This is a genomic window from Streptomyces sp. NPDC041191 (assembly GCF_055591945.1).
Genome location: NZ_JBVIZC010000018.1, coordinates 54,849 through 76,152, shown reverse-complemented (window position 1 = coordinate 76,152; position 21,304 = coordinate 54,849). Strand labels below are relative to the sequence as shown.

Annotated in this window: 12 protein-coding genes; all 12 read left to right on the top strand. The window is 76.0% G+C overall.

The window, feature by feature from the left end:
• A partial coding sequence (locus ACZ6AQ_RS27990) for a non-ribosomal peptide synthetase (protein WP_468763453.1) occupies positions 1-960 on the top strand: 960 nt, incomplete at its 5' end.
• Positions 957-1,742, top strand: a complete 786-nt coding sequence (locus ACZ6AQ_RS27985) for a thioesterase II family protein (protein ID WP_468763451.1) — start codon at positions 957-959, stop codon at positions 1,740-1,742. The genes ACZ6AQ_RS27990 and ACZ6AQ_RS27985, both read left to right, overlap by 4 nt.
• Before the next feature lie 86 nt (positions 1,743-1,828).
• Positions 1,829-2,863: a TauD/TfdA family dioxygenase gene (locus ACZ6AQ_RS27980; RefSeq protein ID WP_468763450.1), complete on the top strand. Its 1,035-nt coding sequence runs from the start codon at positions 1,829-1,831 to the stop codon at positions 2,861-2,863.
• Positions 2,864-2,871: 8 nt separating this feature from the next.
• Positions 2,872-4,716 (top strand): non-ribosomal peptide synthetase, encoded by a 1,845-nt coding sequence (locus tag ACZ6AQ_RS27975; RefSeq protein ID WP_468763448.1) that lies wholly within the window; start codon positions 2,872-2,874, stop codon positions 4,714-4,716.
• A 69-nt stretch (positions 4,717-4,785) separates the two neighbouring features.
• A complete protein-coding gene (locus ACZ6AQ_RS27970; RefSeq protein ID WP_468763447.1) occupies positions 4,786-8,769 on the top strand; it encodes a condensation domain-containing protein in 3,984 nt (1,327 codons plus the stop codon).
• Between the two features lie 156 nt (positions 8,770-8,925).
• A complete protein-coding gene (locus ACZ6AQ_RS27965; protein ID WP_468763446.1) occupies positions 8,926-16,092 on the top strand; it encodes an amino acid adenylation domain-containing protein in 7,167 nt (2,388 codons plus the stop codon).
• A complete protein-coding gene (locus ACZ6AQ_RS27960; RefSeq protein ID WP_468763445.1) occupies positions 16,089-16,304 on the top strand; it encodes an MbtH family protein in 216 nt (71 codons plus the stop codon). The genes ACZ6AQ_RS27965 and ACZ6AQ_RS27960 overlap by 4 nt, the downstream gene beginning before the upstream one ends.
• A gap of 173 nt (positions 16,305-16,477) precedes the next feature.
• Positions 16,478-16,969 (top strand): cobalamin B12-binding domain-containing protein, encoded by a 492-nt coding sequence (locus ACZ6AQ_RS27955; RefSeq protein ID WP_468763443.1) that lies wholly within the window; start codon positions 16,478-16,480, stop codon positions 16,967-16,969.
• Complete coding sequence (locus tag ACZ6AQ_RS27950; RefSeq protein WP_468763442.1) at positions 16,966-18,303, top strand: methylaspartate mutase; 1,338 nt, start codon at positions 16,966-16,968, stop codon at positions 18,301-18,303. The genes ACZ6AQ_RS27955 and ACZ6AQ_RS27950 overlap by 4 nt, the downstream gene beginning before the upstream one ends.
• Before the next feature lie 149 nt (positions 18,304-18,452).
• Positions 18,453-19,466, top strand: a complete 1,014-nt coding sequence (locus tag ACZ6AQ_RS27945; protein ID WP_468763440.1) for an asparagine synthetase A — start codon at positions 18,453-18,455, stop codon at positions 19,464-19,466.
• A complete protein-coding gene (locus ACZ6AQ_RS27940) occupies positions 19,463-20,812 on the top strand; it encodes a glutamate synthase-related protein (RefSeq protein WP_468763439.1) in 1,350 nt (449 codons plus the stop codon). The genes ACZ6AQ_RS27945 and ACZ6AQ_RS27940 overlap by 4 nt, the downstream gene beginning before the upstream one ends.
• Entirely contained in the window at positions 20,809-21,192 is a 384-nt protein-coding gene (locus ACZ6AQ_RS27935; RefSeq protein WP_468763437.1) for a hypothetical protein, read from the top strand. Before ACZ6AQ_RS27940 ends, ACZ6AQ_RS27935 begins: the two co-directional genes overlap by 4 nt.
• Positions 21,193-21,304 lie beyond the last annotated feature (112 nt).

Here is a 21,304-nt window from a genome sequence, read left to right as displayed (position 1 = left end):
GGGTACGGGCCGGCGGAGTCGATGGGCTTCACCACCACCCACCCCGTCGAAGCGGCCGACGGGCCGCCCGCCCTCGTTCCGATCGGGACCCCGCTCGTCAACAAGGGCGGTTACGTCCTCGACGCGCATCTGAACCTGTGCCCGCCGGGTGTGACCGGTGAGCTCTACCTCGCGGGCGAGGGCCTGGCCCACGGTTATCTCGGCCGACCCGAGTTGACGGCGGCCCGGTTCGTGCCGAATCCGTTCGGGCCGGCGGGCAGTCGTCTCTACCGGACCGGTGACCTGGCCCGTTTCGACCGTGAGGGCCGTCTCGTCTACGAGGGCCGGGCGGACGACCAGATCAAGATCCGGGGCTTCCGGATCGAGCCGGGGGAGACCGAGGCCGCGCTCCTGACCCACCCCCGCGTCACCCAGGCCGCCGTCACCGTCCACGAACAGCACCTCGCCGCCTACGTCGTCACCGACGACGGAATCCGCCCCGACGCCCGGCCCGACGAGATCAGACGGCACGTCGCCGACCGGCTCCCCGAACACCTCGTCCCCACCTACCTCACCTTCCTGGAGCGGCTGCCGCTCACCCCCAACGGCAAGATCGACAAGCGGGCCCTGCCCGCCCCGGCCACCGTCACCACCGCCGGCCGCGCCCCGCGCACCCCCCTCGAAGAGACCCTGCTCACCCTCTTCGCCCGCGTCCTCGACACGACCACCGGCCTCACCGTCGACGACGACTTCTTCCACCACGGCGGCCACTCCCTCCTGGGCGCCCGCCTCACCAACCACATCGCCGGCGCCCTCGACGTGCGGCTCACCGTCCGCGACGTCTTCCAGCACCCCACCCCCGCCCGCCTCGCCGCGCACATCGAAGCCCTCGAAGAAGCGCGCGGGACCACCACCGCCCCGGCGAGGAAGGCCCGACCCGCCCTCCGCCGCCGCACCGAGACAGAACGGATCAGCTCATGAACCCCTCCCCGGACACCGCCCCCGAGGACATCGTCTGGGACCTCCCCGGAGACGCCCCGCACCGCCTCTCGCTCCTCGTGCTGCCGCACGCCGGAGGCAACGCCCACGCGTACAGCGCGTGGCGCGAGCACCTGCCGGCCGACGTCAGGCTGCTGATCGGCCAGTACCCGGGGCGGGGCGCCCGCTACAGCGAGGACCTGCCCGGGTCCGTCGACGACCTGGCGCTCCCCGTGGTCGACGCCCTCCCCCGGGACACCGGCCCCCTGGTGGTCCTCGGGCACAGCATGGGCAGCCTGGTCGCCTTCGAGGTGGTCCGGGCCCTCCAGGCCGGCGGCCGCACCCCGCAGGGCCTCGTCGCCTCCGCCTGCCGGGCGCCCGTCCTGCCCAACCAGTGCCCGGTGCGCCCCGAACGGCTGGACGACGACCAGCTCGTCGCCGCCATCAAGGAGCGCGGCGGCACCGACGACGGCATCCTCGACGACCCGGAGCTCCGCGAGATCGTCCTGCCGTCCATCCGCGCCGACTTCGCCGTCGACGACGTCTACCGGTGCACCGCCCCCGACGTACGGCTCGACTGCCCGGTCGCGGTGTTCGGCGGCGACGCCGACCCGATCGTCCCGGTCGACATGCTCGCCGGCTGGTCCCTCGTGGCCGGGCACCCCGTGGAGCCCGAGGTCCTGCCCGGCGACCACTTCTACTTCCAGCAGGACCTGCCCGGCTTCTTCGCCCGGCTGAACCCGGTCCTCGCGGCCCTGAGCGCCTCCGCGGCCACGGCCGCCTGACCCGCCCGTACGGCACGACCGCACGCGGCGCCCGTCCGGCCCGCCGCCACCCACGAACCCCTCCCACGGAAGGCGAGGAACCCGCCATGACCACCTTCGTCCCGAGCCCGGCCGCCGCCGGCGTCACCGTCGTACGGGAGCCCGGCAAACCGGCCGTCCTCCACACGCCCGCCTTCGGCACCATGGCGGAGGCCACCGCGTGGCTGTCCGCCCGGCGCCCCGACATCCAGGCCGAACTGCACCGCTCCGGCGCCCTCATGCTGCGCGGACTGCCCGTGACGGACGCGGCGACCTTCGCCGAGGCACGGGACGCGCTGATCGCCGAGCGCGCCGGGTACAAGGAGAAGGCCACCCCGCGCACCGACTTCGGCGAGGGCGTCTTCTCCTCCACCGACCTGCCCGCCGCCCAGCCGATCCGCCTGCACAACGAGAACAGCTACACCCTCGACTTCCCCGGCGTGCTGCTCTTCGGCTGCGTCACCGCCTCCGAGACCGGCGGGGCGACCACGATCGGCGACATGCGGCAGGCCCTCGCCCTGCTCCCGCGCGACCTCGTGGACCGGTTCGCCGAAGCCGGCTGGCTGCTCGTGCGCAACTACTCCGACCTGGCGGGCATGCCCTGGCGCAAGGCGTTCTCCTCGGACGAGCCGGCGGGTGCCGAGGAGTACTGCGACGCCCACGCCATCGGCTACGAATGGCTGGACGAGGACACCCTGCGCACCCGCCAGCGCCGCTCCGCGATCATCACCCACCCGGTGACCGGCGAGCGCGTCTGGTTCAACCACTTCGCGTTCTGGAACGCCCGCAGCCTGGACGAGGACGTCCGCGAGGTCCTCACCGACACGTTCGGCGAGGACGGCCTGCCCTTCCAGACCCTCCTGGGCGACGGCACCACCCTCACCGACGCCGAGGTGGACGCCGTCAACGACGCCTACCGGGCGGTCACCGTGCGGGAGAGCTGGCGGGCCGGCGACCTGATGCTGGTCGACAACATCCTCTGCGCCCACGGCCGGGAGTCGTACACCGGGGACCGCAAGATCCTCGTCGCCATGGGCGAGCCGGTGCCGCTGTCCGCCTGCTCCCCGACCTCCGCCCCCTCCACCGCCCCGTACGGAAGGTGAACCCCGCCGTGACCGCCGTCCTCCCCGAGCGCCCCGCCCCCCTCCCGCAGGAGCACGCCGCGGACGCCCGCGCCGCCGCCGGCACCGGCGCGGCCGACCTGCTCGCCCGGCTCGCCGCCGCCCCCGGCGGCCGTACCGCCGTCGTCGCGGGCGACCGCACCCTCACCTTCGACGAGCTGCGGGCCGAGGCCGCCACCGTCGCGGCCCGGCTCGCCGCCCTCGGCGCCGGCCCGGAGAGCGTCGTGGCGCTCTGCCTGCCGCGCGGCGCCGGCCTCGTCGCCGCGATCATCGGCACCCTCACCGCCGGCGCCGCCTACCTGCCGGTCGACCCCGCCCTGCCCGCCGAGCGCCGCCGCTACCTCGTGGAGGACTCCCGCGCCGACCTGGTGGTGACGGACGGCACGGCCGGGTCCCCGGCCCCCGGCACCCGCGCCGTGACCATCGCCGAACTGACGGACGCCCGCGACGGCGCCCCCGTCCCGTACGAGCCCGTCCCGGTCACGGCCGGCACCCTCGCCTACGTCATCTACACCTCCGGCTCCACCGGACGCCCCAAGGGCGTGGAGATCGGCCGCGGTGCCGCGTCCCTGCTGCTGCGGGAGCTGGAAGAGGCGGGAGCCGCCACCGGCGAGGGCCGCCGGGTCGGCTGGAACGCCTCCCCGTCGTTCGACGCGTCCGTACAGCAGTGGGTGCGGCTCTGCCGGGGCGACACCCTCGTCGTGATCGACGAGGAGACCCGCCGCGACCCGGCGCTCCTCGCGGCCTTCGTCGACGAACAGGCCCTCACCGACCTGGACATCACCCCGTCGCACGCGGACCCGCTGCTCGACCTGCTCACCCCCGGCGGCGGTCCGCGACCGCTGACCCTCCTGGTCGGCGGCGAGGCGATCGGCCCGGCGCTCTGGGACCGCCTGGCCGCCGCCCACGCCTCCGGCCTCCTGCGCGCCCTCAACCTGTACGGGCCCACCGAGTGCACCGTCGACGCCACCCTCGCCCGGATCGACCGCCCGGACGAGCCGCACATCGGCACCGTCCTGCCCGGACTCCGGGCGCGGCTCCTCGACGGGAACCTCGCCCCGGTGGGGGAGGGGGAGACCGGCGAGCTGTACCTGGCCGGCCCGCGCGTGGCCCGGGGCTACCGGCACCGCCCGGGCCTGACGGCGGAACGCTTCGTCGCCGACCCGTCCGGAGCCCCCGGTGGACGCATGTACCGCACCGGCGACCGCTGCCGTCTCCTCCCTGGCGGCCGGCTCGTCTACCTCGGCCGCGCCGACGGCCAGGTCAAACTGCGCGGGCACCGCGTCGAACTCCCCGAGATCGAGGCCGCCCTCACCCGGGTGGACGGCGTCGCCGAGGCCGCCGTGGTCCTCGGCGAGGACGCGGGCGGCACCCCCGGCCTGATCGCCTACCACCGGGGCGGCGACGCCACCGCGCTCCGCACCGCGCTCGCCGCCGTGCTGCCGCCGTACATGGTCCCGTCCGCGTACGTCGCGGTGGACCGGTTCGCCACGACGCCCAGCGGCAAGCTCGACCGGACCGTGCTCCCCACCCGCGTCGCGGCCCCGGCCGGTCCCGCGCCCCGGTCCGCCGGGACCGGTGCCGCCGAAGGGCCGAGCGGCCCGGCGGAGGAGCTGATCGCCCGCGTGTGGACGCAGGTCCTGGGCGCCGCGTCGATCGGCCCCGACGACAACTTCTTCAAGCTCGGCGGCCACTCCCTGCTCGCCATCAAGCTGGTCTCCCGGGTGCGGGCCGAACTCTCCGTGGCCCTGCCCGTCAAGGCCGTCTACGCCCACCCGCGACTGCGCGACCTCGCCGCCCACATCGAGGAGCTGACGGCGGCGAAGGACGCCTGACCGTCACCCGCGCCCCCGCGGTCCCCGTCCCCGGCCCCCGCCCGCACCCCACCCCGAGGAGCAGCAACCGTGATCCCCCTGTCCTACGCCCAGCGCCGGCTGTGGTTCCTGAGCCGGCTGGAAGGCCCGTCGTCGGCGTACAACGCGCCCGTGGTGCTCCGCCTGGAAGCGATGCCCGACCCGGGGACGCTGGAGGCGGCGGTGCGGGACGTGACGGAGCGGCACGAGGTGCTGCGGACGGTGTACCCGGTGCGGGACGGAGAACCGTACCAGCGGATCCTCGACGCGCCCGAACTCCGGTTCGAGGTCGAACGGGGCACGGCCGCCGGGGACGTGGAGGCGCGGGCGACGGCCTTCGCCCGGACACCGATCGACGTGACCACCGAACCGCCGCTCCGGACCAGGCTGTTCGAGGTGGAGGACGGGACGGCGGTCCTGGTGCTGCTGGTCCACCACATCGCCACGGACGGCTGGTCGGTGGGCTGCCTGCTCACGGACCTGGACCTCGCCTACCGTGCCCGCGCCGGGGGACGCGCCCCGGACTGGGAGTCGCTGCCCGTCCAGTACGCCGACTACGCCCTCTGGCAGCGGGACATGCTCGGGGACCCCGGGGACCCGGACAGCACCGCGCACGAACAGCTCGCCTTCTGGCGCGGGGCGCTCGACGGCATTCCGGCGGAGACACGGCTGCCCGCCGACCGTCCGAGGCCGTCCGACCCCGGACGGCGGCGGGGCGCGACGGTCTTTCTGGACCTGGACGCCGGAACCCACCGGGCGCTGACCGGACTCGCCCGTGCCCGGCGGGCGACGTTCTTCATGGTGGTGCGGGCCGCGCTCGCCCTCGCGCTGCGGGCGGCGGGTGCGGGACCGGACGTGGTGGTGGGGACGCCGGTGGCGGGGCGGCCCGAGGAGGCGCTGCACGACCTGGTGGGCTTCTTCGTGAACACGCTGGCCCTGCGGACCGACCTGTCGGACCGTCCCACACCGGCCGAACTGGTGGACCGGGTGCGGGAGACGGACCTGGCGGCGTTCGCGCACGAGGACCTGCCGTTCGACCTCCTGGTGGAGGACCTGAACCCCGAGCGGTCCCTCGGCCGGCACCCCTTCTTCCAGGTCGTGGTCAGCGCGCGGACCGCGCAGGACGCCCCGTACCGCCTGGGCGGCATACCGGCCGTCCTCGACGGCGCCGACCTCGCCGCCGCCAAGTTCGACCTCGGCTTCGACTGCCAGGAGCGGTTCGGCCCGGACGGCGAACCGGACGGTCTGCGGCTCGGACTGCAGTACGCGACCGACCTGTACGACGAGGAGACCGCGCTCCTCCTCCTCGGCCTGTTCCGGCGGGCGCTGACGGCGCTCGCCGAAGGGCCCGCCGACACGCGCCTGGACGCCGCCCGTCTGCTCACCGACGGGGAACGGCGGGGCCTGGACCGGCGCCACGAGGCCCTGTCGGCGGCCGAACGGTGCCGGGCGGACGGCGGGAAGGAGCCGCGCGAGGACGGACGGGCGCGTGTCGCCGCCGACCCCCGCGAGGAGATCCTCCGCGGCCTGTTCGCGGAGGTCCTGGGGCGGGAGGAGGTGTCACCGGAGGAGAACTTCTTCAAGCTCGGCGGGCACTCCCTCCTCGCGGGCAGGCTCACCAACCGCGTGCGCGGCGCCCTCGGCCTCCAGGCCGCCCTCCGTGACGTCTTCCTCGCCCCGACCCCGCGCCGGCTCCTGCGGCGCCTCGGCGAACGGGGCACCGGACCCGCCCGCCCGGCCCTGCGGCCCGTACCGGAGGAGGCGCGGCCCGAACGGATACCGCTCTCCTTCGCCCAGCGCCGGCTGTGGTTCCTGAACCGGCTCGAAGGACCGGGCGCCACCTACAACATCCCCCTCGCGGTCCGGCTCCACCGCCCCCTCGACCCGGCCGTGTTCGCCGAGGCCCTCGCGGACGTCACCACCCGGCACGAGGTGCTGCGCACCGTCTACCGGTCCACCGGCGGCGAGCCCCACCAGCAGGTCCTCGACGGCGTCGCGCCCGTCCTCGAACAGGTCCGGGCCGACGGCCCGGACGCGCTGCGGGCGGCCGTGGACGAGGCCGCCGGACACGTCTTCGACCTGGCCGCGGAGATCCCCTTCCGGGCCCGCCTCGTGACCGACGGCGACGGCGGCCAGGTGGTGGTGCTGCTCCTGCACCACATCGCGGGCGACGGCTGGTCCACCCCGTGCCTCCTGGCCGACCTCGACACCGCCTACCGCGCCCGTGCCGAGGGACGCGCCCCGGACTGGGAGCCGCTCCCCGTCCAGTACACCGACTACACCCTCTGGCAGCACGACCTCCTCGACGGCGAGCACGGCGAGCACGGCGACCAGGGTGAACGGGGTGAACGGGGTGAACGGGGCGGACACGGCGACCGCACCGGGGACGCCGGGGAGGCCCGGCCGGGCGGCCGCAGCCTCGCGGAAGCGCAGCTGGCCCACTGGCGGACCGCCCTCGACGGACTGCCGCCGCTGCTCGCCCTGCCCACCGACCGGCCGCGCCCGGCGGAGAGCGACGGAGCCGGCGCCCTCACCGCCTTCGACGTGGGCGCCGCCACCCACCGCGCCCTGCTGCGCCGCGCCCGGAGCGACGGCGCCACCCTCTTCATGGTCGTGCAGGCCGCCCTCGCCGCCCTCCTCACCCGGCACGGCGCGGGCACCGACATCGCGATCGGCACCACCGTCGCCGGCCGCGCGGACGACGCCCTGCACCCCCTCGTCGGCTTCTTCGTCAACACGCTGGTCCTGCGCACCGACACCTCCGGCGACCCCGCCCTCACCGACCTGACGCGGCGCGTCCGCGAGGCGGGACTCACCGCCTACGGCAACCAGGACCTGCCCTTCGACCGGCTCGTCGAACACCTCAGCCCGCACCGCTCCGCCGCCCACGCCCCGCTCGTCCAGGTGATGCTCCAGGTCCACGCCGCGCACACCGGGGCGGCTCCCGGCGCCCCGAACGTCCTGGACGGCGAACCGGTCGCGTTCCGGACCACCGGCGCCAAGTCGGACCTCACCTTCGCGCTCACCGAACTCACCGGCGCCGACGGCGCCCCGGCCGGCCTGCGCGGCGTCCTCGAATACGCCACCGCCCTCTACGACGAGGACACCGCCCGCCTCCTGGCCCGGCGCCTCGCCGAGACCCTCGACGCGTTCGCCGCCGACCCCGGACTCCCGCTGTCCGGACTGCGGTACGGCCCGGAGGCCCCCGCGGGCCCGGAGACCGTACGGGACGAGCGGGGACGCCCCGTACCCGTACGGGTGCCCGGCGAGGTGTACGGGCCGGCCCCCGGCGGCGGTGCGCGGCCCACCGGCCGGCGGGCCTTCCCCACCGCCGACGGCACCCTGCGGCCCGTCGCCACCCTCACCGCGGGCGGCTACCCGGTGGAGCCCGGCCGCGTCGAGGACGTCCTCACCGGCCGGCCCGGCGTGACCGGCGCGTCCGTCGCCGTCCGGGACGACCGGCTGTACGCGTACGTCACCCGCGCGCCCGGGGGTCCCGGCGGGGAGGAGCTGCGCGACCGGGCCGCCGAACGGCTGCCCGAGTACCTGGTCCCCACCCGCGTCGTCGTCGTGGACCGGCTGCCCGCCCCCGGCGAACACCCCGCCCTCCTCCCCGAGGAGGAGACCCGGGAGACGGCGGCCCCGGACGGCGGGGAGGAGGAACTGCTCGCCCTCTTCCGGGCCGTCCTCGGCGGCCGGCCCCTGGGCCGGAACGACAACTTCTTTAAGTCCGGAGGCCACTCCCTCCTCGCGGTCAGGCTGCTCAACCGGATTCGTGCCGAGTTCGGCCGGGACCTCACCCTGCGGGACGTGTTCCGCAACCCCACCGCGGCCTCCCTCGCCCGGCGCCTGGCCGACGCCGCCGGAGCCGGACCGGCCGCCGGAGCCGACGCACCCGGCGGAACCGGAGCCGGGGCCGCCCCCGGCAGGGCCGCGCCGGCCGCTCCGCCCGCCCCCGGCGGACCGGCGACCCGCCCGCCCGCGGCCCCGGCACTGCGCCGCCGCACCAGGGCGGGCGCGCGCCGGGCCCTCTGACGGCCCCGCACCGGCAGCTCCGGACGGCCCTTCTGCCGCCCGGAGCTGCCGGGCCGACTGCCCCGGAAGCGGGGGCGCCGCGCCTAGCGTGAAGGACACGGAGGCGAGAGGAACCGTTCGCCCCGGTCTCTCGGCCCCTTACCGGAGGAACCCAGAATGCCCCCCAGCGGAACGGACGACCTGCTCGACGGCGGACCCTCTCCCGTCCCCGCCCCGCCCGTACTCGACCTGATCGCCCATCAGGCGCGCACCCGCCCCGGTGCCCCCGCCCTGGTCCACGCCGACACCCTGCTGACGTACGCGCAGCTCGCCGCGGCCGTGGACGCGAGGGCCCGGGAGCTCGCCGCCCGGGGAGCGGGGCCCGGCCGCCTCGTCGCGCTCCACCGGCCCCGGGGCGTCGACGCCGTCGTCGGCCTCCTCGCCGTCCTCACCACCGGCGCCGCCTACCTGCCGCTCGACGTCCAGGCCCCCGACGCCCGCAACGAGGCCATCCTCAAGGACGCCTGCGGCGACCTGGCGCCCGCCCCGGCCGAGGTCGCCCGGCACGGCGAACTCGTCCTCGGCGGACCCGGCACGGAAGCGGGCGCCGCCTACGTCATCTACACCTCCGGGTCCACCGGCACCCCGAACGGCGTCGTCGTCGCCCACGGCTCCCTCGCCCACTTCGTCGCCGGCGCGACCCCCGCCTACGGCATCGGCCCCACCTCCCGGGTCCTCCAGTTCAGCCCGCTGCACTTCGACGCCAGCGTCCAGGAGGTCTTCGCCACCCTCGGCGCGGGCGGCACCCTCGTCCTGCGCACCGACGACATGCTCGACGTCGGCGAACTCCTCGCCGGCTGCGAGCGGTACGGCATCACCCTCCTCGACCTGCCCGCCGCCTACTGGCACGAGCTCGTCCACGTCCTGACCACCGGCTCCGTCCGCCTCCCGGACCACCTGCGCACCGTGATCGTCTACGGCGAGGCCGTCCTGCCCGAGCGGATCGCCCAGTGGCGCGGACTCGTCGGCGACCGGATCCGGCTGCTCAACGGCTACGGCCCGACCGAGACCACCGTCGTGGCCACCGTCGCCGACCTCACCCGGCACGAGACCGGACCGGTCCCCATCGGCCGCCCCCTGCCCGGCGTCCGCGCCGCCGTCGTCGACGGCGAACTCTGGCTCCTGGGCGGCGGCCTGACCCGCGGCTACCTGCACCGCCCCGAACTGAACGCCCGCCGCTTCACCACCCTGGACGGCGAGCGCGCCTACCGCACCGGCGACCTCGTCACCCTCGGCGAGGACCGGCAGATCCTCTACCACGGACGCCTCGACGACGAGGTGAAGATCGGTGGCCAGCGCATCGACCCCGCCGCCGTCGACTCCGTCCTCGCCGGCCACCCCGCCGTCCGGGAGGCCGCCGTCGTCGCCCAGCAGGACGACGACGGGGTCAAGCGGCTGGTCGCCTTCGTCGTCACCGGGGGAGGCACCGGCGCGGAGGAGCTGCGCGCCTGGGTGCGGGACCGGATGCCGCCCGCGGCCGTGCCCGCCGTCAGCGTCGTCGTCGCCCTGCCCCGCACCAGCTCCGGCAAGATCGACCGCAAGAGGCTGCGCACCACCGACCCGCGCCTGCCCGTCGTCCACGAGGAGCTCCCGCCGGCCGGGGACCGGGTGCCGCTCTCCCACGCGCAGCGACGGCTCTGGCTGGTCAACCAGTTCGACGGCCCGTCCGCCGCCTACAACATGCCGATCGTCCTCCATCTGGACGCGGCGCCCGACCGCACCGCCCTGGCCGCCGCCGTCACCGACCTCGCCGAACGGCACGAGGTGCTGCGCACCGTGTTCCCCGCGCCCGAGGACGAGCCGTACCAGCACGTCCTCGCCCCCACCGCCGTCCGGCTCCGCACCGTCGAGTGCCCCGCCGCCGACCTCCCCGCCCGGGTCGCCGCCTTCACCGCAGAGACCTTCGACCTCTCCCGCGAACTCCCCCTGCGCGTCGCCCTCTTCCTCCCCGACGAGGGACCCGGCGCCACCCTCGCCGTCCTGCTCCACCACGTCGCCGGCGACGGCTGGTCCCTCACCCCCCTCATGACCGACCTGGCCCGCGCCCACGCCGCCCGCGCCGGGGGCGCCGCGCCCGACTGGGAGCCGCTGCCCGTCCAGTACGCCGACTACACCCTCTGGCAGAACGACGTCCTCGGCGCGGACGACGACCCCGACTCCCTCGTGGCCCGGGGCCTGACCCACTGGCGGGCCGCCCTCGACGGCCTCCCCGACGCCACCGGCCTGCCGCTCGACCGGCCCCGGCCCGCCGTCCGCGACCACGGCGGCGCCCAGGTGGCCACCGTCCTCGAACCCGCCGTCCACGCGCGGCTCGTCCGCCTCGCCGAGGAACACGGCGCCAGCCTCCTGATGGTCCTCCAGGGCGCCCTCGCCCTCGCCCTGCGGGCGTCCGGCTCCGGCGACCGCGTCGCCCTCGGCACCCCCGTCGCCGGACGCGACGACGAAGCCCTCGACGACCTGGTCGGCTTCTTCGTCAACACGCTCGTCCTGCCCACCGACACCTCCGGAGACCCCGCCTTCACCGACCTCCTGCGACGGGTCCGCGACACCGACCTCGCCGCCTTCGACCACCAGGTGCTCCCCTTCGACCTCCTCGTCGAACACCTCAACCCGCCCCGCACCCCCGGCCTCCACCCCCTGTTCCAGGTGATGCTCACCCTGCGGACCGGCGGGACCGGCGACGGGACCTTCCGGTTCGGCACGGCCGAGGGCCGGTTCGCCGCGGACGGCCCGGCCACCACCAAGTTCGACCTCACCGCCGCCTGCGAGGAGCTCCGCGACGCCGACGGCGCCCCCGCCGGAATCCGGCTCGCCCTGGAGTACGCCACGGACGTCCTCGACGAGTCCACCGCCCGGCTCCTCCTCACCGCCCTCGAACGCGCCCTGCGCACCGCCGCCGACCGCCCCGGCGACCCCGTCCCGGACACCGCGCTCGTCGCCCCCGCCGACCGGCTCGCCCTCGACGGACGGAGGGCCCGCGCCGCCGAGGCCGCGCGGGAGGAGGCCCGGTCCGCCGCGCACACCGCCGAGGAACCGCCCCCGGCCCACGTCGACACCCTCCGCGCCCTCTTCGCCGAAGTCCTCGGCCTGGACCACGTGGGCCCGCACGAGGGGTTCTTCACCATCGGCGGCCACTCCATGAGCGGCGTGCGCCTCGCCAACCGCGTCCGTGCCCGCCTCGGCGCCGACGTCCAGGTCCGCGACCTCCTCCTCGCCCCCACCCCCGACGCGCTCGCCCGCCGCATCGCCGCCCAGGAGGCCGGTGGCGCCGGTTCCGCCGGCGCCACCGGGACCGCCCGGCCCCGGCCCGTCGCGCGCCCGGACCGGCCCGCCCGCCTCCCCCTCTCGTACGCCCAGCGCCGGCTGTGGTTCGTCGACACCCTCGAAGGACCCGGCGCCTCCTACAACATCCCCCTCGTCCTGCGGCCGTCCGCCCCCCTCGACCCGGACGTCCTCGCCCGCGCGCTCACCGACGTCTCCGACCGCCACGAAGTGCTCCGCACCCGCTACCGGGCCGTCGACGGCGAACCCCACCAGGAGATCCTGACCGGGGTCCGCCCCCCGCTCGACGTACGCACCGTCCCCGCCGCGCGGCTCCCGGAGGCCGTCGCCGAGGCCGCCGCGCACGTCTTCGACCTCGCCGAGGACACCCCGCTGCGGGCCACGCTCCTCCTGCCCGACGACGAACGGGAACGGCCCGGCGACGGCGGACAGGTCCTCGTCGTCCTCGTCCACCACATCGCCGCCGACGGCTGGTCCACCGGACCGCTGCTCGCCGACCTCGCCACCGCCTGCCTCGCCCGCGCCGCGGGCCGCGCCCCCGACTGGGAACCGCTGCCCCTCCAGTACGCCGACTACACCCTCTGGCAACGGGGCCTGACCGACGGACCGGCCGCCCGCGCCCACCTGGAGTTCTGGGAGAAGACCCTGGCCGGCGCGCCGCCCGTGCTCGACCTGCCCTGCGCCCGGCCCCGCCCCGCCGAGGCCGCCCACCGCGGCGGACACGCCCCCGTCACCCTCGATCCCGCCACCCACCGGGCCCTGGAAGCCCTCGCCCGGAACAGCGGCACCACCCTCCTCATGGTCCTCCAGGCCGCCCTGGCCGCCGTCCTCACCCGGCACGGCGCCGGCACCGACCTGCCGCTCGCCACCATGACCGCGGGACGCGACGACGAAGCCCTCGGCGATCTGGTCGGCTTCTTCGTCAACACCCTGGTGCTGCGCACCGACACCTCCGGCGACCCCACCTTCGCCGAACTCCTCGAACGGGTCCGGCGGGCCGACCTCACCGCCTACGCCCACCAGGAACTCCCCTTCGACCGCGTGGTCGAACACCTCAACCCCGTCCGCACCACCGCCCACCACCCGCTGGCCCAGACCGTCGTCCAGCTCCACCACGACTACACCCGCGACGCACCCAGCACGGCCACCGCGCGAAGCCTCTTCCGGGACGGCGGACCCGCCCTCCTCGACACCGTCTCCACCAAGTTCGACCTGACCTTCGCCCTGACCGAGCGGCGGGACGCGGACGGCGGCCCCGGCGGCCTGACCGGCGGCCTGGAGTACGCCACGGACCTGTTCGACGCCCCCACCGCCGCCCTGCTCGCCGCCCACCTCGACCGGACCCTGCGCGCCGCCGCGACCGACCCCGGCGTACGGATCGGGGACATCGGCCTCCTCACCGACGCCGACCGGTTCCTGCTCACCGTCGCGCACAACGACACCGCCACCGTGCCGCCCGCGGGCCCGGACACCGTGCACGAGCGGATCGCCCGCCGGGCCGCCCGCACCCCCGGGGCCCCCGCGCTGATCACCGACGACGAGACCGTCACGTACGGCGAGCTCGACGCCCGCGCCGACGCGCTCGCCGCCCGCCTCCGGGCGGCCGGAGCGCGCCGCGGCGACACCGTGGGCGTCCTCCTCGGCCGGGGCGTGCCCCTGGTGGTGACGGCGCTCGCCATCCTCAAGTGCGGCGCCGCCCACCTGCCGCTGGACCCCCGCCTCCCCGAGGCCAGGATCCGGCTGATGACCGAGGACGCCGGGGCCCGCCTCGTGGCGACCGACACGGCGCACGGCGCCGCGCTCCCGGAGGGCTTCTCCACCGCCGTCCTCGCCGTCGACGCGCCCGGCACGGCACCGGGGGAGGACGACCACGAGGACGCCCGTGCCACCGGGGACGACCTGATGTACGTGATGTTCACCTCCGGTTCGACCGGCCGGCCCAAGGGCGTCGGCGTCACCCACCGCAACGTCCTCGAACTCGCCGCCGACCGCGACCTCGCCAGGGGCGGGACCCGGCGGATGCTGGTGCACTCCGCGACCGGCTTCGACGCCTCCGTCTTCGAGACCTGGGTCCCCCTGCTCGGCGGCGGCAGCCTCGTGATCACCCCCGGCGACGGCACCGACCTCGCCGAGACCGCCCGCGCCGTCCACCGGCACGGCGTCACCGACGCCTACTTCACCGCCGGCCTGTTCCACGTCATGGCCGACGAGGGCCTGGACACGCTCCGCTCGCTGCGCGAGGTGTGGACCGGCGGGGACGTCGTCTCCCCGGCCGCCGTCCAGCGGGTCCTCACCCACTGCCCCGACACCGTCCTCGTCCACTCCTACGGGCCCACCGAGACCACCTTCGCCTCCCACAACCAGTGGTTCACCGCCGGGCAGAGCATCCCGCGGGATTCCGGCGTCCACCTCGGGCGGCCCATGGACAACACCCGGGGCCACGTCCTCGACGACGCCCTGCGGCCCGTGCCGCCCGGCGTCCCCGGCGAGCTGTACATCGCCGGCGCGCACGTGGCCCGCGGCTACGTCGGCCGCCCCGGCACGACCGCCGAACGCTTCGTCCCGGACCCCTTCGAGAACGACGGCAGCCGCATGTACCGCACCGGCGACCGCGTCCTGTGGACCCCCGGCGGCGAACTCCGCTTCCTCGGCCGCGCGGACGGCCAGATCAAACTGCGCGGCGTGCGGATCGAACCCGGCGAGGTCGAGCGGGCACTGGCCGAACACCCCGCCGTCGGCCAGGCCCTCGCCGTGGTCCGCGAGGACCGGCCCGGCGAGAAGACCCTCGTCGGCTACGCCGTCCCCCGCGCCGGGTGCTCCGTCACCGGGGCCGAACTCCTCGCCGCGGCCCGCGCGACGCTCCCCGAACACCTCGTGCCCTCCGCGGTCGTCGTCCTCGACGCCCTGCCGCTGACCGTCAACGGCAAACCCGACCGCGCCGCGCTGCCCGCCCCCCGCGGGTCCGCCCCGGCCGGGGGAGGACGGCGGCCCCGCAACGCCCGCGAGGAGGTGCTGTGCGCCCTGTTCGCCGAGATCCTCGACGTGCCCGAGGTCGGCATCGACGACAACTTCTTCTCCCTGGGCGGCCATTCCCTGCTGGGCGTCCGCCTGGTCAACCGCATGCGCGGCGTCCTGGGCGTCGAGCGCACCGTCCGCGACCTCTTCCGCCTGCCCACCCCCGCAGGCCTCCTCGGCCCGGACGGGACCGGGGACGGCGGTGACGGCACGGCCGCCGCCCTGGGCGTCCTGCTGCCGCTCAGCACCCGGGGCACCCGCCCCCCGCTGTTCTGCGTCCACCCCGGCACCGGCGTCGGCTGGGCCTACGCGGGCCTCGCCCACCACCTCGGCGACGACCAGCCGCTGTACGCGCTCCAGGCCCGCGCCCTGGGCGATCCCGGCCACCGGCCGCGCAGCGTCGAGGAGATGGCCGACGACTACCTGGAGACGATCCGCCGCGTCCGGCCCCGGGGCCCCTACCGGCTGCTCGGCTGGTCCTACGGCGGCCTCGTCGCCCACACCATGGCGGTACGCCTCCACGAGGCCGGCGAACATGTCGAACTCCTCGCCCTGATGGACGTCCACCGGACCGGACCCGGCAGCGTCTCCGTGCTGCCGCCGGAGGAGCGGACGGCGGCACCCGTCGAGGACCCCGCCGGGGCGATGGCACGGATCCGCCGCGAGGACCCCGTCCTCGCCGGCTTCTCGGACGAGGAGCTGCGGGCGGTGCTGCGCGCCTCCGAGACCCACGCCGGACTCATGGCCCGGCACGTTCCCGGTGTCGCCGACACCGACGTGCTGTTCTTCACCGCCCGCAGGCCGGGGGAACCGGAAGGTGCCCTCGCCGCCACCTGGATTCCCTTCACCCAGGGGATCGTCGACAACCACACCATCGAATGCGGCCATCTCGAAATGGCCGAACCGAAGCCACTCGCACACATCGGAAGAATTCTCTCGGAGAAACTCTCCGCCCTGCAGAAGAAGGAAACGAGGAGCCAGTCATGAGCGATTCCACCAACCCGTTCGACAACGCCGAGGGAACCTTCCGCGTCGTCGTGAACGACGAGGGCCAGCACTCCCTGTGGCCGGACTTCGCGGACGTCCCCGAGGGCTGGACCAGCGTCCACGGCCCCGCCGACCGGGCCGGCGCCCTGGAGTACATCACGACCCACTGGACCGACATCCGGCCGCGCAGCCTCGTCGCCCAGTACGCCTGACGCCCCGCCGGGACACCCGGAAAGGCGCCGCGCCCCGCGTCCCACGCGGGGCGCGGCGCCTTTTCCTTTTGCGGGGGAGGGGTTCCGGAGCGGAAATGCGGAAAGGAAAGTGCCGGTCCTTGCTGCCGCTCCCACTTCCCCTCCGGAGACGTGCCGAACTCTATTCTTCAGTCATGAAGATTCTCTTGAGCGGAACCGCGTCGGATTCCCATACGTGGAATCTCGTGTACCTCGGGCTCTTCCTGGAGGAGCTGGGGTACGAGGTCGTCGGGCTCGGTCCCTGCGCGGACGCCGACCTCATCGCCGCCGCCTGTCTGCGGCACGCCCCCGACGCGGTGGTGCTCAGCAGCGTCAACGGCCACGGCTACCGCGACGGCCTCGCCGCCGTCCGCCGGCTGCGCGCCGAACCCGCCCTCGCCGCCCTGCCCGTGGTGCTCGGGGGGAAGCTCGGCGTCGCCGGCCACCGCCAGGAGGCGGACGTCGCGCGTCTGCTCGCGGCGGGCTGCGACGCCGTCCTCGGCGAGGACCTGGACGCCCTGCGCGGCTTCCTCGCCGGACCGCACCGGGAGGTCGCCGGACCGCACCGGGAGGTCGCCGGACCGCACCGAGGGGTCGCCGGGCCGCACCGGAAGACCGCCGGTTCCCGCGGGGAGGTGCGGGTTTGACCGCCCCCGCCCCCTCCTTCGGGACGTTCGTCGCGAACTCCGCCGCCGCCGGCCGGCTCGTCGTCCAGCCCCGCATGGGCTTCGGCGACCCGGGCCGCATGCGGGACGGACTCGAACGGACGCGGGCCGCCACCGCCCACACCGCGGGCACCCTGACCGTCGACAGCTACACCCGCGTCGGCGACCTCGCCGCCGCCCGCGCCGCCGTGGCCGAGGGAGCCCCCCTCAACGGCTACCCGATCGCCACCCACGGACCCGCCACCACCCGCGCCCTCCTCGAAGGGCTCCACGACGAGGACTTCCCGGTCCAGGTCCGGCACGGCTCCGCCCGGCCCGGGGCCATCGTCCGGGCCCTCGCCGCGGCCGGCCTGACCGCCACGGAGGGCGGCCCCGTCTCGTACTGCCTGCCCTACGGCCGCACCCCCCTGCGGGAGTCCGTCGAGGAGTGGGCCCGCGCCTGCGAACTGCTCGCCACCACGGCCCTCCCCGGCACCACCCCCCACCTGGAGAGCTTCGGCGGCTGCCTGCTCGGCCAGCTCTGCCCGCCGGGCCTCCTGGTCGCGACCAGCGTCCTGGAGTGCCTGTTCTTCGCCCAGCACGGGCTGCGCAGCGTCTCCCTGAGCTACGCCCAGCAGACCGACCCCGGCCAGGACGAGGAGGCCGTACGGGCCCTGCGCCGCCTCGCCGCCGAGTTCCTGCCCGCCGGCGTCGAGCACCACGTCGTCCTCTACACGTACATGGGCGTCTTCCCCCGCACCGAACGCGGCGCCACCCGCCTCCTGGAGGCGTCCGCCCGCCTCGCCGTGCGCTCCGGGGCGGGACGGCTGATCGTCAAGACCGCCGCCGAGGCGCACCGCATCCCCACCGTCGGGGAGAACGTCCGCGCCCTGGAGACCGCCGCCGCGGCCGCCGCGCTCGCCGGACCCCCCGCGCCCGACCCCGCGGCGGACGCGGACGGGGAGGCGTGCGGCGAGGTGTACGAGGAGGCGCGCACCCTGGTCGAGGCCGTCCTCGGTCTCCACCCCGACCTGTCCCGCGCCCTGCCGGCGGCCTTCGCCCGGGGGCTCCTCGACGTCCCGTTCTGCCTCCACCCCGACAACCCCGGCCGCTCGCGCGGCTTCATCGACCCGGCGGGCCGGCTCCGGTGGGCCCGTACCGGCGCCATGCCGATCCCCGCCGACCCGGCCGCCGACGCCGTCCCCCTCACGGCGGACGGCCTGCTCGCCTCCCTCCGCCACGTCTCCGACCGCCACGACGGAGTGCGGCGGCCGGGGGACGACGGGGGAGGGGACGGCGACCGGGGCCGCCCGAGGACCGCCCCGCTCACCGTCTGACCGCCCGCCGCCCGCCTTCCCGCCACGACCCCTCCCCGGCGGGCCCGTCCGTTCTCCGGCGGACCCGACCCCTCCCCGGCGGGCCCGCCCGCCCTCCGCCCGAACGCCCGTCCCGTCCGTCCCCACCCACCACGAACAGGAGCCCCGCCATGGACCAGCCCCTTCCCGCCGGCACGCCGGCCGCGCCGGCCACCCCGCCCCCGCTCGGCGAACACCTCCGCTCACCGCGGCTGAGGTCCGCCATGCTCGTCCAGCAGGAAGTCCTCAGAGCCGCCCGCGACTTCCTGTACGGCGAGGGCTTCACCGAACTCCTGCCGCCGCTCGTCGGCCCCGTCACCGACCCCGGCGGCCGGGGTGCCAAGGCGCTGGACGTCGACTACTACGGACACCCCTACAAGCTGATGACCAGCGCCATCCTCTACAAGCAGGCGTCCCTGCACGGCTTCCCGAAGCTCTTCTACATCGCCCCCAACGTCCGCGTGGAGCCCGAGGAGACCGCCACCACCGGCCGCCACCTCGTCGAGTTCCACCAGATCGACGTGGAGGTCGCCGGCGCGAGCCGCGAGGACGTCCAGGAGATCGCCGCCGGCCTGCTCACCCGCGTCACCGAGCACGTCTGGACGGCCGTCCCCGAACTCCTCACCGGCCTCGGCCGGCGGGAGGAGGACTTCGCCGACGTCCGCGCGGGCAAGTACGACGTCCGCACCCACGAGGAGGCCGTGTCCCGCCTCCTCGCCTCCGGCCACCCGCAGAACCCCGACGGCGAGATCGACTGGACCGGCGAACGGCTCCTCTCCCTGGAGAGCGACCGCCCCTTCTTCGTCGACGACTACCCCAAGGGCTCCCGGGGCTTCTACGACCGCGAGGACCCCGAACGCCCCGGCGTCCTGCGCAACTTCGACCTGATCGCCCCGCACGGCTACGGCGAGCTGGTCTCCGGCAGCGAACGCGAGTCCGACTACGCCACCCTCGTCACCCGCATGCGGGAGAGCGGCGAGAATCCCGCCAAGTACGCCTGGTACCTCAAGGAGGCCCGCGAGGGCATCCCGGCCAGCGCCGGCTTCGGCATGGGGCTCCAGCGCCTGGTCCGCTTCCTCACCGGGCTCGACGCCCTCTGGCAGGTCAGCGCCTACCCGAAGCTCCCCGGGGCGGTGACCCCGTGACCGCCCTCGGCGCCCCCGGATTCCCCGAGGCGTCCGTACGCGCCCGGGCCCGGCGCGGCACCGCGGAGGTCTTCCCCGACCCCGCCGCGTACGGCACGCGGCTCTTCGGACCGGGCGGTACGGCAGACGGCACGGGCATCGGCCACGGGTCCGGCCACGGCCCCGGCGACGCCCTCGACCGGGCGCGCATCGTCCCGCCCGTCTTCATGCCCGAGCGCCTGGAGAAGCTCATCGACCTCGCCCGTGAACCGGAGTTCACCGACGTCGACCTCACCACGCGCACCGGGGGCTTCGCCGCCCGGCTGCCCCTCTACCTCTCCGCCTTCGGCTCCACCCGCGCCGGCAGCGGCGACCTCGCCGTCCACGCGAGCCGGCAGGCCGCCCGCCTCGGCATCCCCATGGTCATCGGGGAGAACATGGTCCCCGTCCACGGCTACCGCCGGGCCGGCGACGCCACCCGCTCCGCCCTGCTCACCCGCATCGAGGCGTACCTCGACGCCGCGCCCGACGGAACCGGCGGCATCGTCGTCCAGCAGTCCACCGAGGACGCCGACTCCGAGGTCTGGAACCTCCTCTACAGCGACCCCGCCCTCCGCCCCCTCCTGGACACCGGCCGCCTCGCCTTCGAACTGAAGACCGGCCAGGGCGCCAAACCCGGGCTCGGCGGCATGACCGTCGTCGGCCGCGCCGAGGCCGAACGGCTCGCCCACCGCTTCACCGTCCGCGAGGTCTTCGGCCCCGACGGGGAACACCGGCTCCGCTGCGCCACCCCCGGCACCTTCACCGACGAGATCCTCCGCCAGCAGCTCCGCTTCATGCGCAACAACTTCCCCAAGGCCCGTACCTGGGTGAAGTTCCACCCCGGCCGTGACATCGCCCACGCCGCCCGCACCGCCTGGGACGCCGGGGCGGACGCCGTCACCGTCGACGGGGCCGAGGGAGGCACCGGCTGGGCCCCGGGCGTCTTCCTCGACCAGGTCGGCCTGCCCCTCGGCGAATGCCTGCGCCGCGTCGGGCCCCCGGCCGGGTGCCTCCTCGCCGGCGGGGGGATGTGGGAGGGCGGGCGCGTCCTGCGCGCCCTCGCCCTCGGCGCCACCGCCGCCGGTCTCGGCCGGGCCGCCCTGCTCGCCGTCGACGAGGACCCCGAGCACGGCCTGGAACGCCTCGTCGAGAGCATCGCCCTCGAACTGCGCCTGCTGGTGAGCGCGCTGGGCAAGTACGCCGTCACCGCGCTCGGTCCGGAGGACCTGTGGTGGCCCGAGGGGCACCCGTACGGCTCCCGCCCCGGGCACACCACCGGCCCGTCCGAGCCAGCCGGCCCCGACCGCGCCGGGGCGACGCCGTGACCGTGCGGCGGCCGCGCGGCGGCGGCCGCACGGTCCACGCCCGCTTCTCCGTACGGGAACTCCCCGGCATCGCCGTGACCGTCCCCGGCGAGGGGCCCGGCGGCCCGGACGGTCTCGCCGCCGCGGCCCGGCGGACCGCGCAGCGCGCCCTCGCGGAGGCGGGCCGGGGCCACCTCGGCGGCCGGGTCGAACTCCGCGCCCCGCGCTCCGCCGCCCGGGGCCCGCGCCGGCGGCGCGCGGTCCGCCGGGCCGCCGACCGCGCCGTGGCCCTCGCCGTCGCCGCGGGCCTGCGCGGGGACACCGCGGGCGTCCACGTCGTCGTCCGGCCGCCCGCCGCTCCCCGTACCGCCCCGCCCCGAACGGCTTGCGGACCGCCCTGACCCGGGTCCGTCCCGGCCGCCCGGGTTCCCGGGCCGCTCCGGACCCGGACCGTCACCGGTCCCGGGCGGTCCCGCCCCGTCCTCCGACCGCGCCCGTCCCCGAGCCCCTTTG

Bases quoted from the DNA above. Each gene is read 5' to 3' on its own strand.
- ACZ6AQ_RS27985 (WP_468763451.1), top strand. From the start codon at position 957: ATGAACCCCTCCCCGGACACCGCCCCCGAGGACATCGTCTGGGACCTC.
- ACZ6AQ_RS27980 (WP_468763450.1), top strand. From the start codon at position 1,829: ATGACCACCTTCGTCCCGAGCCCGGCCGCCGCCGGCGTCACCGTCGTA.
- ACZ6AQ_RS27965 (WP_468763446.1), top strand. From the start codon at position 8,926: ATGCCCCCCAGCGGAACGGACGACCTGCTCGACGGCGGACCCTCTCCC.
- ACZ6AQ_RS27960 (WP_468763445.1), top strand. From the start codon at position 16,089: ATGAGCGATTCCACCAACCCGTTCGACAACGCCGAGGGAACCTTCCGC.
- ACZ6AQ_RS27955 (WP_468763443.1), top strand. From the start codon at position 16,478: ATGAAGATTCTCTTGAGCGGAACCGCGTCGGATTCCCATACGTGGAAT.
- ACZ6AQ_RS27945 (WP_468763440.1), top strand. From the start codon at position 18,453: ATGGACCAGCCCCTTCCCGCCGGCACGCCGGCCGCGCCGGCCACCCCG.